The sequence below is a fragment of the Desulfoglaeba alkanexedens ALDC genome (genome assembly GCF_005377625.1).
Classification (GTDB): domain Bacteria; phylum Desulfobacterota; class Syntrophobacteria; order Syntrophobacterales; family DSM-9756; genus Desulfoglaeba; species Desulfoglaeba alkanexedens.
The window spans coordinates 1,569,796-1,583,612 of sequence record NZ_CP040098.1 but is presented as its reverse complement, the minus strand read 5'-3'; the positions used below and the strand labels follow the sequence as shown (position 1 = coordinate 1,583,612).

At 58.1% G+C, this 13,817-nt stretch carries 11 protein-coding genes; 5 read left to right on the top strand and 6 right to left on the bottom strand.

The window, feature by feature from the left end; all coding sequences use genetic code 11:
• The first annotated feature begins 42 nt into the window (after window positions 1-42).
• The 4 genes from FDQ92_RS07215 to FDQ92_RS07205 all read left to right on the top strand — a co-directional run bounded on the left by FDQ92_RS07215 (window position 43) and on the right by FDQ92_RS07205 (window position 4,500).
• Window positions 43-2,430, top strand: a complete 2,388-nt coding sequence (locus FDQ92_RS07215) for a B12-binding domain-containing radical SAM protein (protein WP_137423951.1) — start codon at window positions 43-45, stop codon at window positions 2,428-2,430.
• A 323-nt stretch (window positions 2,431-2,753) separates the two neighbouring features.
• Entirely contained in the window at window positions 2,754-2,888 is a 135-nt protein-coding gene (locus FDQ92_RS15920; protein WP_281276855.1) for a hypothetical protein, read from the top strand.
• 58 nt (window positions 2,889-2,946) lie between these two features.
• The gene (locus FDQ92_RS07210) at window positions 2,947-3,573 is read left to right on the top strand and encodes a tetratricopeptide repeat protein (protein WP_137423950.1); all 627 of its coding nucleotides are present in this window, start codon (window positions 2,947-2,949) and stop codon (window positions 3,571-3,573) included.
• A gap of 72 nt (window positions 3,574-3,645) precedes the next feature.
• Window positions 3,646-4,500 (top strand): universal stress protein, encoded by an 855-nt coding sequence (locus tag FDQ92_RS07205; protein WP_137423949.1) that lies wholly within the window; start codon window positions 3,646-3,648, stop codon window positions 4,498-4,500.
• Between the two features lie 132 nt (window positions 4,501-4,632).
• On the opposite strand, the gene FDQ92_RS07200 is transcribed toward FDQ92_RS07205, so the two are convergent.
• The 4 genes from FDQ92_RS07200 to FDQ92_RS07185 form a co-directional block, all read right to left on the bottom strand.
• The gene (locus tag FDQ92_RS07200; protein ID WP_137423948.1) at window positions 4,633-6,030 is read right to left on the bottom strand and encodes a multiheme c-type cytochrome; all 1,398 of its coding nucleotides are present in this window, start codon (window positions 6,028-6,030) and stop codon (window positions 4,633-4,635) included.
• A 49-nt stretch (window positions 6,031-6,079) separates the two neighbouring features.
• Window positions 6,080-6,637: a cytochrome c3 family protein gene (locus FDQ92_RS07195; RefSeq protein ID WP_137423947.1), complete on the bottom strand. Its 558-nt coding sequence runs from the start codon at window positions 6,635-6,637 to the stop codon at window positions 6,080-6,082.
• A gap of 72 nt (window positions 6,638-6,709) precedes the next feature.
• A complete protein-coding gene (locus tag FDQ92_RS07190) occupies window positions 6,710-8,407 on the bottom strand; it encodes a glutamine--tRNA ligase/YqeY domain fusion protein (protein ID WP_137423946.1) in 1,698 nt (565 codons plus the stop codon).
• A 92-nt stretch (window positions 8,408-8,499) separates the two neighbouring features.
• A complete protein-coding gene (locus FDQ92_RS07185; protein ID WP_137423945.1) occupies window positions 8,500-9,231 on the bottom strand; it encodes a glutamine amidotransferase in 732 nt (243 codons plus the stop codon).
• Between the two features lie 222 nt (window positions 9,232-9,453).
• Between FDQ92_RS07185 and FDQ92_RS07180 the strand changes: the two genes are divergently transcribed.
• Entirely contained in the window at window positions 9,454-10,851 is a 1,398-nt protein-coding gene (locus FDQ92_RS07180) for a CDP-archaeol synthase (RefSeq protein WP_137423944.1), read from the top strand.
• A gap of 67 nt (window positions 10,852-10,918) precedes the next feature.
• Here the strand turns inward: FDQ92_RS07180 and gpmI are convergent, their stop codons facing one another.
• Together gpmI and FDQ92_RS07170 are read right to left on the bottom strand one after the other, a co-directional pair.
• Entirely contained in the window at window positions 10,919-12,577 is a 1,659-nt protein-coding gene (gpmI, locus tag FDQ92_RS07175) for a 2,3-bisphosphoglycerate-independent phosphoglycerate mutase (protein WP_246041870.1), read from the bottom strand.
• A gap of 442 nt (window positions 12,578-13,019) precedes the next feature.
• Window positions 13,020-13,796 carry an enoyl-CoA hydratase/isomerase family protein gene (locus FDQ92_RS07170; RefSeq protein WP_137423943.1) on the bottom strand — a complete coding sequence of 259 codons (777 nt, stop codon included), beginning with the start codon at window positions 13,794-13,796 and terminating at the stop codon, window positions 13,020-13,022.
• Between the last annotated feature and the right edge of the window lie 21 nt (window positions 13,797-13,817).

Here is a 13,817-nt window from a genome sequence, read left to right as displayed (position 1 = left end):
CCATTTTGGTCATTTGTGGGATGCGGCAGAAAGGATCACTAAGTGTTTTATTTAAATTATTTCGTTGTTTTTTCTATTGTGGGGTGGATGCTGGAAGCGGTTTTCCGTTCGGTGAAAAACCGTCGAATGATCAACCCTGGTTTGCTGAAGGGCTTCTACCTGCCAATTTACGGCTTCGGAGCCCTCTTCGTTTTAGGGGGTCATGTTATCCTTGATACATACAGCCTGCCCATCCGCTCCCTTTTTTATCTCATTTCTTTGTCGGTTCTCGAATTAATCACGGGAGCAGCCATAGAAAAGATTCTTCATGTACGTCTTTGGGATTATAGAGACAACCGGTTCAACATCCGAGGGCACGCTTGTCTTCGCTTTTCGATTTATTGGATGTTGCTGGCGACCGGGCTTGATATTGCTCTCGATTTGCTTATTCCCTGGGCATTACATGTTTATGAACGATTCGATTTCCTTATTGACGTTGTTCTTGGCTCGATAGGGCTGGCAATGCTTATAGATTTTATCGTGGTTATGCGCAGGAGGATGAGTGAACGCAGCGGGCTGGCGGATCAGGATACAGCTCGATGGAGATTTATTCAGATTGCGCGGCCGCTGCTTGAACATCCGGGCGTTATCAAGTTAAAGGATTTTAACCACCATTTAGGTAAATCCCGCCTTGACCACGTCCTGGACGTTTCCTGGAAGGCATTTCGGATATCCCAGTGTTTATCATTGGACTCCGAGGCCGTAGTCAAAGGCGCTCTTTTACATGATCTTTTTTATTACGACTGGCTCCGGGAAGGCCCACGATGGCACGGCATCAGACACCCTCTCATTGCCCTACAAAACGCACGCCAGATTACCCCCCTCTCCGCCAAGGAGGAAGACATCATCAAGAAACACATGTGGCCTTTAACCCTGAGGCCCCCGCGATATCCCGAGTCCTGGGTGGTGTGTTTAACGGATATCTATTGTTCGTGGCGCGACTACCTGGCGCCGATGGTGCTGTTTTGCGTGGGCAGGCGCAAGGAGTGGCTCCCGAACGAAACGTCCCGTTTTCCTTCATATCGCGTTATAAACAATGGCTATTTGCTCAACGTAGAAAAGGTTTCCAGCCGTCCCGGGCCGAAGCTCGGCGGGCGTTCTCTGAATATTTTGCTGATTGATGCGCAACCCCGCGCCTTGCCGTTCACCAAATTCAGAACCCTCACCCTGCCGCGAGTGGCCGGAGCGACTCCGGGCAAGCACAACGTGCGGATCATCGATGGTCGGGTGGAGAAGATCGAGATCCCTTCAGGTATGTTTGACTTGGTGGGAATCACCTTCTCGACCAATAACGCTCCAATGGCTTACGAGATTGTCAAAAAGGCTAAGAAGACCGGCCTATTAACCGTGGCGGGAGGAACCCACGCCACCGCTGTTCCCGAAGAGGTTCTCGAACATTTCGATGCTGTCCTTATCGGCGAGGCCGAGGGCGGAGCATGGGAAAGTTTACTGAAAGACGCAGAACTTGGTTCGTTGAAAAGAGTTTATCGTAATGCGGAGCCGCCGGATCTGCGCAATTTAGCACCGCCTCGTCTTGACTTACTGCACGGACTTTATCTACCGATCTACCCGGTGGAAGCCACCCGAGGATGTCCCAATTGTTGCTCCTACTGCTTCAATCGATATATTCACCCGACCTATCGTAAACGTCCCATTGACGAGGTGGCAGCCGATGTGGCGCGTGCTGACAGCCGTCATATTTTCTTTATGGATGATAACCTCTGCGCTGACCGCAAGTATGCAAAGGAACTGTTCGCCGCCTTAGTCCCCTTGAAGAAAAAATTATGGATGCAGATGGAGTTGAGGTCCGCCGAAGACGAAGAACTGGTGCGCCTGGCTGCGGAGGCCGGCTGCAAGGGCGTCTTCGTTGGGTTGGAAAGCATCAATTCGGCAAGTCTGAAATCCGTCGATAAGTCCTTTAACCATACAGAAAAATACAAGGAACAAATATCGACTTTAACCCGGCATGGGATATTGGTCGGTGGCGGCCTGATCTTTGGGCTTAACGGCGATGGTCCTGAAGTTTTTACGCAGACTCTGGAGTTTTTCAATACCAGCGATATTACTTCCCTTGCGCCCAATCTTGTCATTCCATACCCGGGCACGGCCTTTCACAGGCAAATTACAAATGAGGGACGGTTATTGAATCGTGATTATAAGTGCTACACAGGCTATAGTGTGATCGTCCAGCCCGAGCGCATGACAGCCGATCAATTGGAAAAGGAATACGACAAATTCAACCAGGAATTCTTTAGTATCAGAAACATGCTCAGCAGATTTCGGCATCAGAATTTGCCCCTTCGTGTTCTGCCCTATTATGTTGTTTTTAATATGGCCTATCGTCTTCCGCGAAAAGCGAAATCACGGACTCATTGGGCGGAACTGGGGTGAACCGCCAGTACTCTGACGTTTTTTCTTGGTACGTGACACTAGAAATCTTATTGATTGAAGTACCTATGTTCTTTTCCATGCATTTACCTCCTTGTCGGTCAAGGGACGATTGGATTGGCTTGTGGAAAAAGCAAACAACTGATGCCAACGCACGGCAACATCAACCCGGGCGGCATGACTTCGTATGACAACTATCTTGAAAAACACCGTGGATCAGCGAACCCCATCTTTTTGCGGGCCGTCGACTGTGGGAACCGGTTTACCGTGAGCTGTCATCGCTCGAATCCATATACAAAGAGCGCCTTTCGTGGTAGTGTGCATCCATGGTTTTGAAGGCGACCGCACTTCCCGATACCGCCAAGGAACTCAAGGCGTTGGTTCTCGATGTGGATGCCCGCAACCGGGCTCGGATCGAGTTCTTGAAGGAGCGGGTGCTTTGCCGCTGGATGGGATGGTGATGGCGGCGAGGATAGGCGATCCTTTGCTGGGCCTGCTTCGAAAGGGGGAATCGAAGCCATGCCAGGCGATCAGCCCACTTGTAACTCCGACCTGAACTGGTACCGCCAGGTGCTGGATCGGGATCCGATTTCGCCCCTGTTCGTGGAACTCGCCGAACGCCTTTACATGCTGCATCAATGGGAAGAAGCCGTCGAGGTCTGCCGCAGAGGACTGGTTCTGCACCCGCTTCATCTTCGCGCCCGGGTCCTCCTCGGCCTCTCACTCTGGCGCCTCGGAAAAATCGACGAAGCTCTGGAAGAACTGGAAAAGGCCCGTGAGGAATTAGGGCGAAACGCCGAGATCTTCGAGGCGTTGGCAGAGATCTACGAAGCCTGGGGATGGCGCGAAGTCGCGGCGGAAATGCGGGATCTTTTTCAGAAACTGGCTCCCGCGGAAAGGGGGGCGGAATCGGTGGAAGAGGCGCCGCCGCTTGAAACCGCTCCACAGGAAGCCCCGGCTCACCACAGCCCGGCGTTGGCGGAGGTTTCTCCGCCGCCAGGGAGCGAAGACCGGATCGCGACCTTCCTGGCCGCCCTTCTGGATCGCTGGGCATCCAGGAGCGCCCCCGAACGGGAGCCGCCCCGCCTCTTCGATAGCGAGCAACGCCGGTGCATCGCAGCGCTTCTGAAGAAGCGGAAGGCCTGAAAGGGCAGGATCCAGCCGCCATCAAGGGCGGGCAAGATCCGGGCGCAGCGACCGAAGAAGGAGGGAAACAGCGTGGAAAAGCACCTTTTACTGACAGTGAGCGATGACACAAGCTGCCTTTATGGAGCGCGGTTCGTGAGCACCTTCTTCAGAATGAAATCATCCCTCCACCTGACCCTCTTTTATGTGGCTCCCCCTTCTTCGAGTCCGGGTGCGGGGAGACTTCCGGGAACCGCCCCCTGGAGCCCCAAGGTCTCCACGAGTACCCTGAACCTGGCGGAACAGGCGCTCTCCGGAGCCCGGGATATTCTTTGCGCGCGGGGATTCTCCGAGGAGCAGGTGAGGACGAAACTGACGGTAAGAAGCATGGGCACAGTGAAAGACATCATCCGGGAAGCCCGGAAAGGGTTTTACGACGCCGTGATCCTGGGGCGCCGAGGTTATGCCCTCTTCGAAAACCTTCTTTCCAGCAGCATGAGCCGCCAGATCCTTGACCATCCCATCGACTTCCCCGTCTGGATCTGCCGCCAGATCAATCCCGACCGCCGCCATGTGCTCCTGTGCACGGACGGATCGGAGCCCAGCCTTCGGATGGCCGACCATGTGGGATATATGCTGAATGAGGATCCCGACCATCGCATCATCCTGCTGCACGTCGCCCCCCACCGTGCGGCCGGGGAAAGTGAGATCCTGGAAACGGCGGAGAAAATGCTCCTCGAACACCGATTACCGCCGGAGCGCATTGAAAAGCGCCTGGCCGTCGCCAGGAATGTCTCGGAAGCCATCCTGGCGGAGGCCAAGACAGAAAACTGCGCCGTGGTGGCGGTCGGCCGGGGCGGAACCGGGGGGAAGGGCTGGCTTTCAGGGTCGTGCAGTTCCAGGCTGCTGAAGGAACTGGATGAGGGAGCGCTCTGGGTCAGCCGTTAGCTGGAATCCTACCGGTAAGTTTCCACCAGGTCGCCGATCCGGGCCTGATTCCAGTCGGGGATTTTGATTCCCTCCTGGTCACCGGCGTGTGCTTCCCGGACCGGCCGGCGATCGATCCGCGCGGACTGTGACCTATTTTCCGAATACCTCCGCCGGCTTGGTAGTGGGCCCCGTGGCGTTGGGGAAATCTTCAGCCCGGAAGGCCTTCCGGCCGGTTTCCAGGAGACGCCGGGCTTCTTCCATATAATTATTATAACGCTTCTTGCACTCATAGAAGCCGTGCCACCAGGCGTAGTCCGGGGCCATCATGGCGGTGCCCATTCGGGCGCGCCGGCCTTCGTGGTGCCAGAGTTCGTAATATTCCACCTCCAGGCGTTCGTCGAAAAAGCGTGTCTTGTCCAGCAGCCCCTTTTCGTAGAGTTGGTCCAGCACCTTCTTGGCGGGGGTGAAATACATATCGTTGTATTCCTGGACCACAAGATCCAACTTGGAGTAGTGGTCGTCGACCCAGGTTTTTCCATGGCACTGCATGCAGATCGCCGTCATCTTTTCCCGCTCAACCTCCCAGTTGGTCTTGGCCGGAAAGGCCGCGAAATCGGAAGGCCGGACGGTGAGGGGCGCCTGTGTTTCCCACGACAGCCGCTCGGTCACGTCGTGGCTGGTGAGTACGGTACCGGCTCCGGACATGTGGCACGAGGCGCAGGTGGGCCCCCGGAAATCCACGCCAGGAGTCCAGGTCCCTGGAGCGGCGTTCCAGTTGTACTGGTCGCCGAAGGCGGTATAAATGTCACCGTGCTTCGACTCCATGTAGATTTCGATCTGGGGGTGGTCCGGCCCCAGGTGGCATTGGCCGCAGGCTTCCGGTTTGCGGGCTTCCATGACGGAAAACCGGTGGCGTGTGTGACAGCTGGTGCAGCTGCCCTTACTTCCGTCCAGGTTGATTCGCCCGACCCCGACGTTGGGCCAGGTTTCGGGATCCAGCGCACCGTCCTTCATCTTAAGCACCGTGCCGTGGCAATGATAGCAGCCTGAAATACGTTCTCCCACACTGTTCATGCCGTCGTTCAGCCAAGGGTCGATTTTCCAGATGATCTCGACGGTGTTTGCGTGCTTGCTCCTTTCGTACTGCTTCGCCTCGTCCGGGTGGCACCGGGAGCAATCCTTCGGGGTCACCACGCCGGCTACCGGCACCCGGTATTCCTTGGTGCTGTAAGGAACCTCCGAACGTTCGTACTGCTTGTAATGGCCCTGGCTCACATCCGGGTCCACTTCCTCGGCCTGATGGCAATCCAGGCACGTGATGTTGGCGCTCGCATGCCGACTATAAGCCCAGTCCGTGAAAATGCCCGGGCTCTCCCGGCGATGGCAGTCCAGGCAAGCGACCGCCTCCTTGGGCATGCTCCGCTCGATCCGAAACTCCTTCGCCTTGGGCTGATTGACCGCCGCATCTTCCGCGGCCGCGCCCCGCCCCGCCGGCACAAGCACCCCCAAAATTCCCAAAAAGATCCACAAGCCACGGTACCTTTTCATCGGACCGCCCCTCCTCTTCGTTCTTCAAAACATGCCTGCAGCAAACCTCCTACAGCCCCAAACCGCGATAAGGACGCTCATACTGCTTGTAGGCATAGTGGCCGCGCGGGTTATGGACCAGATCCCGGTGGCAGTCCACACACCGTTTCTCGTAACCCGGCATGGGGTATAGGACGGCACGGTGAGCCAGCATGGCCCCCCGCTTGTCTGGAATGTATAGGAGGTTTCGATGACATTTCCGGCATTGGGCGTTTTTTATGCCCGCATAGGCGGCTTCCCGCTCTTTTTCGTGATCGTAGGCTTCCGCTCCTTCCATGAAGTGGACGACGATGTCTTTGATGCCGTGAGCGGTCTTGGCGTAGAAAAATTCCATGGTATCCTGGGGTGCCGGCAGGTGGCAGTCCATGCAGTCGGCCACGAACCCTTGGGCGTTGTTCACGTGAGTGGACGTCTTCCAGGTATTGTAAGCGAATCGAATTTCATGGCAGCTCGCACAGAACCGCGGCGTCGATGTGCGGACCATGGTGTAGTAGGAAAGGCTGAAGAGCGGAAAGCCGATGACGAGACCCAGGCAGACGAAAAGGACAGGCTTCAACCCGTTTCTCATGGTCTTTCCTTGTGAGTCTGAATCCACGCAATCCACGGTCACCGATCCCGGAGGCCGGCACGGATCATCTGTTCAGACGTTACCGGACTTTTCAATTTTCGCCCAGGTGTCCCGAAGCGATACCGCTCGATTGAACACCGGGGCACCCGGTCGAGAATCCATCAAATCCGCGCAGAAGTACCCCAGGCGTTCGAACTGGTAGGTGACTCCCGGTCCGGGGTCGGCCAGGGAGGGTTCCACCCGGCATCCTTTCAGCACTTCCATGGACCTGGGGTTGATATAGTTCACAAAATCTTCCCCTTCGGCCACGTCCGCCGGATTTTCCTTCAAAAAGAGGTGATCGTACAGCCGCACAACGGCTTCCACCGCGTGAGGCGCCGAAACCCAGTGGATGGTTCCTTTGACCTTTCTCCCGTCGGACGACCACCCCCCCCGGGTTTCCGGGTCATGAGTGCAAAGGATTTCCTTCACCTCCCCCGTTGTTCCGTCCTTCACCACGTCCACACAGGTGATGTAATAGCCATAGCGGAGACGCACCTCGCGGCCGGGAGCCAACCGGTAGAACTTTCCGGGAGGATCTTCACGAAAATCGTCCCGTTCGATGAAGAGCTCCCGGGAAAAGGGAACCTTTCTCGTGCCCATGGACGCGTCTTCTGGGTTGTTGACCGCATCCAGTGCTTCCACCCGGCCTTCCGGATAATCGACGAGGGTCACCTTGAGAGGCCGAAGGACCGCCATGGCCCGCGGAGCCCGCTTATTCAGGTCTTCGCGCAGGCAATGCTCGAGGAGTGCCACGTCCACGATGCTGTCCCGCTTGGCCACGCCGATCTTTTCACAGAAGTTGCGGATGGCTTCGGGCGTGTACCCCCGGCGCCGGAGTCCTCGTAGCGTCGGCATCCTGGGGTCGTCCCAACCGTTGACGAAGCCCTCCTGAACGAGCCGCAGCAGTTTGCGTTTACTCATCACCGTGCGGGTGAGGTTCAGCCGCGCGAACTCAATCTGCTGCGGGTGATGGATCTCCAGCTCATCGAGAAACCAGTCGTAAAGCGGCCGATGATCTTCGAATTCCAGCGTGCAGATGGAATGGGTGATGCCCTCGATGGAATCCGAGACACAGTGGGCGTAGTCGTACATGGGGTAAACGCACCACCGGCTGCCGGTCCGGTGGTGGTCTTCGTGTTTGATCCGGTACATCACGGGGTCCCGAAGGTTGAGATTCGGGGAAGCCATGTCGATCTTGGCGCGCAACACGTGAGCACCGTCCGGAAACTCGCCCGCGCGCATGCGTTCGAAGAGGTCCAAGTTTTCTTCCACGGACCGGTTCCGATAGGGGCTTTCCCGGCCGGGCTCCGTGAGCGTTCCCCGGTATCGGCGGATTTCTTCGGAACTCAGACTGTCCACGTAAGCCTTGCCTTTCTCGATCAGCCGAACCGCGTGCTCATACAGCCGTTCGAAATAATCCGACGCATAGTACAATCGGTCGCCCCAGTCGAAACCCAGCCAACGCACGTCCTCCTGGATCGATTCCACGTACTCCACTTCTTCCTTACTGGGATTGGTGTCGTCGAAACGGAGATTGCACAGCCCCCCGTATTCCGCCGCCAAACCAAAATTCAGGCAGATGGACTTGGCATGGCCGATGTGAAGATAGCCGTTGGGTTCCGGAGGAAACCGAGTATGAACCCGGCCGCCGTATTTTCCGGACTTGAGGTCTTCTTCGATGATAGCCTTGATGAAGTTGGGAGGCGTGACGAAGTTTTGCTGGGTCATAAACGGAACTCCTGGCGGAAAACGGGACAGACTTTTCAAGAAAGAACCTGCCAACGCCTTTTCTCGGAAAACCCCCCGGGGATGATTGGAAATCAAGCCGAATCGTCGCGGCAGCCCGGGACGAGCCGCGAAAAACGCTCCAGCACCTCACCAGCGTGGGGCGTTTCGCGGACGGCCGCCGCCAAGGCGTCCACGTTCACCCCCTGCACTTCCAGGGGTTCCCGAGACGTCTTGATATACTCGATAACGACCGTCGCATCAAACTCCGGATGAAACTGAACACCCCAGGCCCGGTCTCCCACCACAAAAGCCTGGTTGGGTTCGCCGGCGCTACAGGCGAGCCGTCTCGCTCCCGGCGGAAGTCGGAGCACCGACTGAGTGTGGGAGACATGAGCGTCAAACCGCCGGGGAAGACCGGCAAAAAGGGGATCGGCGGCGGCTTCCGGTTCCAGGCTTACAAGCACGGTCCCGAATTCCATGCCCCTGGGATTGTCCCCGACCGTTCCCCCCAAGGCGTAGGCCAAGAGCTGGTGGCCGTAACAGATCCCGAGGACCGGCAGGTTCCGATCCACGGCGCCCTTCAACCATGCGGCCGTTCGCTCGCTCCAGTCGTGATGATCGGTCACCATGGCGTGAGACCCGGTGACCACGACGCCGCAAACGGCCTCCCAGGGCGGAAACCCTTCATGTTTGCGAACATCCAGGACATGGACCCGGCTGCCGTTCACCTTCAAGCCGCGCAAGATCCAATCCTCGAAATCACCCTTCGCCGAGCGCAGCCACTCGAAGGTGCTTCCGACTTTCATCACCAGCAACTTCCTCATGGGACCTCCTTTCCCCCTGATGCGTGAAACCGCCTCCGCTTTTCAGTCGTCACCCTGGTTCCTCCTTGCCGCCGCTTTCCGCCAAAAGTCCTCTTGACAACACGGCACCCGCCGTTTACGTGCTCCAAAACGACGAAAACCGGGAACCTCCGGCAAGGCCCCGAAGATTCCCTGAAACCTCCCAGCGCCTTGTGACGACTCTCACAGGGAGAACAACCACCGTTGTGGCTTGAACTGAAGATTCTCTTTTTCCTGCTCGCCGTAAATTTCGCGCCTCCACTGCTATCCCATTTCCTGGAAGACCGCTGGAATGCGCCTCTGGATGGGGGAAGGAACTTTCTGGACGGACGGCCGTTGTTCGGGCCGCACAAGACCCTGCGCGGAACGGCGGGGGCCGTCGTGCTGGGCACGGCGCTCGGCCCGCTCCTCGGATTCACCCTGTGGATCGGATTTTCGGCGGCGGTCCTCAGCATGGCCGGCGACCTGCTTTCGAGCTTCATCAAGAGGCGCCTGGGCCGGCCGAGCGGCACCACGGTGGCGGGCCTGGATCAGGTGTTCGAGGGTCTCTTTCCGTTTTTCATTTTCTCGGCGCAGTACCCGATCGGGTACTTCGGCGTCGCCGTGCTGGTCGCGGCGTTCAGCGTCACGGCCTGGGCGGGCTCCTTTCTTTTCAAGCACATCCTGCTTTCGAAACCTCACGAAGCCTATCCGCGGCGCGTGCGTTCCCGGGTCCGCCTGAGGGAGCTGCGCGCTTGCCAGATCCGTTCCAACCCCTGGCACCGACTGATCAACTTCGAAGACGCCATTCTCTATCATTTCGCACTCAAGTCGGCCCTGCAGCTCGTGGGGGCTTACGAACGAGGAAAACGCAACGCCCGTGACGTCCGCCTCCGGCGCCTGATCTTCCATTTTCCAGATCTGCCCGGTGAGTTCGACGGCTATACCCTCCTCTTTCTTTCGGATCTTCACCTGGACGGCCTGGAAGGACTGACCGAACGACTCGCTGATATTGTTTCGGCAAACCCGACGGACCTTTGCCTGCTTGGAGGCGACTATCGCATGGAAAACGTCGGCCCCTTCAACGTGGCGCTCGACCAGATGGCCCGGCTGATCCCCCGGATCGCCGCCCGCGACGGCATCCTGAGCGTTCTCGGCAATCACGACTGCACGGAAATCCTCGACCCCCTGGAAAAACAGGGCGTGCGGTTCCTCATCAACGATGCCCACGCCGTGGAACGCTCGGGGGCGAAGCTCTGGATCGCCGGCGTCGACGATCCACATTATTTCCAATGCGACGATCTGGAACTGGCCACATCGCTCGTTCCGCCCGGCGAGTTCATGATTCTCTTGGCCCACACCCCGGAAATTTACAAAAAAGCGGCCCGTCGCGGCTGCCGCCTCTATCTGTGCGGCCATACCCACGCCGGGCAGATCCAGCTCCCGAAAATCGGTCCCCTTTTCACTCACAGCCGCGCCCCGCGTTTCACCAGCGAAGGGGTCTGGTATCACGGCGGCATGGTCGGTTTCACTACCGCCGGTGCGGGGGTGTCGGGAACACCGGTCCGATTTCGGACCTTCGGCGAAGTGGTTCATATCACGCTTCGTAGACGGAACGCCTGATGCGCCGGCAGCCCCTGCCGGTCCGCCGCCGGATGCAATGCCCAACGCTTGCCGGGCCGTTCCCGCTTCAGCTGACCAGCAGCAGAGGCGGATCGTAGAACTCGGGCGGCTCCAGGCCGAGGAGTTGGAAACAGGTAGCGGCGATGTTGGTGAGCCCGGGATGGGGGACTCTGTCGTTGATTCTCAACGTTCCCTTTCCCTCCGGGTCGTAGACGATGAACCACACGGGGTTCAGCGTGTGGGCCGTCTTGGCCTTGGGCCGCCCGTCGGCATGGAGCTTCACCTTTCCTGTCTTCTCGTCCCGTTCGAACATTTCTTCGGCGTTTCCATGATCGGCCGTCACGATGAGGATACCGCCCGCTTTTTCGACGGCCTTCATGACGCGGCCGACGCACAGGTCCACCACTTCCACAGCGATATGCGCCGCCTGGTAGACCCCGGTGTGACCTACCATATCGCCGTTGGGGTAGTTGAGGCGTATGAAGTCGAAACGGCCTGAAAGGATCTCCTCTATGACCCGGTCGGTGATTTCCGCGGCTTTCATCCAGGGCCGCTGTTCGAAGGGCACCGCATCCGATGGAATTTCGATGTATTCCTCAAGATCCGGGTTGAACTTCCCCGATCGGTTGCCGTTCCAGAAATAGGTCACGTGACCGAATTTCTGGGTTTCACTGATGGCGAGCTGGCGAATACCCCGCTCGCAGAGCAGTTCAGCCATGGACTGCTGGATGTGTGGGGGTGACACGAGGTAATTCTTTGGAATGTGCAGATCCCCATCATATTCCATCATACCGGCGTAGGCCACCTTCGGTCGGGGCTCGCGAGGGAATTTGTCGAAATCATCTTCTTCGAAGGCCCGGCTGATTTCGATGGCCCGATCTCCCCGGTAATTGAAAAAGATCACCGAATCGCCGTCCCTTATAGGACCTACGGGCCCGGAAGCATCGGCGATCACGAAAGGGGGCAGATCCTGATCGATCACCCCGGGGTTCTCGCGGCGATAGGTTTCGATGGCTTCCCGGGCGGAAGGAAAGGCGCGCCCTTCTCCGGCCACGTGAGTCTTCCAGCCCAGGGCCACCATACCCCAGTCCGCCTCGTACCGGTCCATGGTGATCTTCATCCGCCCGCCGCCGCTGGCGATCCGCACGTCCGAACCGGTCCGCTCGTTGAGTTCCCGAAGAAACTCTTCGAAAGGGATCACATAATCGAGGGCGGATGTTTCCCCCACATCCCTTCCGTCCAGGAGGATATGCACGCGGCAGCGGGGAAGTCTTTCCACTTCCGTAGCACAGCGGAGCATGGCCTTGAGATGATCGATGTGACTGTGGACGTTCCCGTCTGATAAGAGGCCGATAAAGTGGAGCGTCCCGTTGTTGCGGCGGCAGTAATCGATCAGCTTTCGCCAGGTGTCGCCTTGGAAAAGGCGGCCCGAAGCGATGGCTTCGTTCACCAGCCTTGCCCCCTGCGGGTAGATCCGACCCGCACCGATGGCGTTGTGGCCCACTTCCGAATTGCCCATGTCCGCATCGGAAGGAAGCCCCACCGCCGTGCCATGGGCCCGAAGCAACGTATACGGGCAGTTCTCAAGCAACCAGTCCAGGTGCGGCGTGTAGCCTTCGGCCACCGCGTTTCCTTCCGTGTACTCCGAATAGCCGATCCCATCCATGATCACGATGGTGAGCGGCCTCGGCCGTCTTCCGGTGAGGACCACTTGAGCTCGATCCACGGTTTCCTCCCATCGCGCTTAGAGCTTGCCCAAAAACAAGCTGTTGAAAGTGGGGCCCTGAGGTTCCTTGTTGCTGTAGGAGCGGCCTTGGCCGCGATCTGTAAAACCGGCAATGCCGTGTTGTGGGAGCGGCGCTCCCGCCGCGATGAACAAACGCCCATGCTCCGCCCAATCGGCCCGAGGGCAGGCATCCAAGAGCGATCGGGGCCGGTTTTCCGTTATCGGTCCCCTCGTTCCCAAGCTCTGGCTTGGGAACGGCCTCATGGGAATCGAAGCTGGAGCTTCTCCACAGCTGTGTTCCCAAGCTGGAGCTTGGGAACAAGGTGGAAGCCGGCTCTTACAGGGCATGAGTCGTTCCTTAAGTGCCGTTTGCGAACCGCCCCTACGCGAAAAAACGGACACTCCATCCCCAGAAGGATGAAACGGATTCACAGACAGCTCCTTACCGGCCTTTCCACTCCGGCTTGCGTTTGTTCATGAAGGCGTCGACGCCTTCGCGGGCGTCTTCCGTGGTACACAGCCGCGCAAACAGTTCCGCGCCGTAGGCCAGGCCATCCGAAAACGACATGTCGCGCATTTTGTAATAGAAGGATTTCCCCATCTGCAGCGCGACGGGGCTCTTGGAAAGCAGGTTCTTCACGAAGGCCCAGGTCTCCTCTTCCAGCTTGTCCGCCGGCACCACCCGGTTCACCAGCCCCAGGCGCAACGCTTCCTCGGCATCGATCAGTTCGCCGCACAGAAGCAATTCGAGAACCTTCTTCTTGGTGAGGCCGGTGCTCACCGGAATGATGGGGCCGGTGCACAGCAAGCCCACGTTGATAGCCGTAGTGCCGATCTTGGTACCTTCGGCTACGACGGCGAAATCGGCGGCGGCCATGAGGCCCGCTCCGTTCGCCACCGCGTAGCCGTGAACCATGGCCACCACCGGCTTCTTCATAGCGGCGATGGTAAGGTGCATCCGGTCCATCACACAGATCCATTCATGGTACTCGCTGGGGGTTTTCCCTGGAAATTCGGTGATATCGATTCCCGTGGAAAAGGCCTTCCCTTCCCCCTTGACCACCACCGCCGAAACGTCTTCGACTTCATCCAGTTCGATGAAAGCGTCGTTCAGTTCCAAGGCCAGAGTCGTACTGAAAGTGTTGAACCGGTTGGGCCGGTTGAGCGATACGATGCCGACGCGATCCTTCTTGTCAATCAGCAGCGTTTCGTAAGCCATGCGGAACCCTCCTTGTGTTTC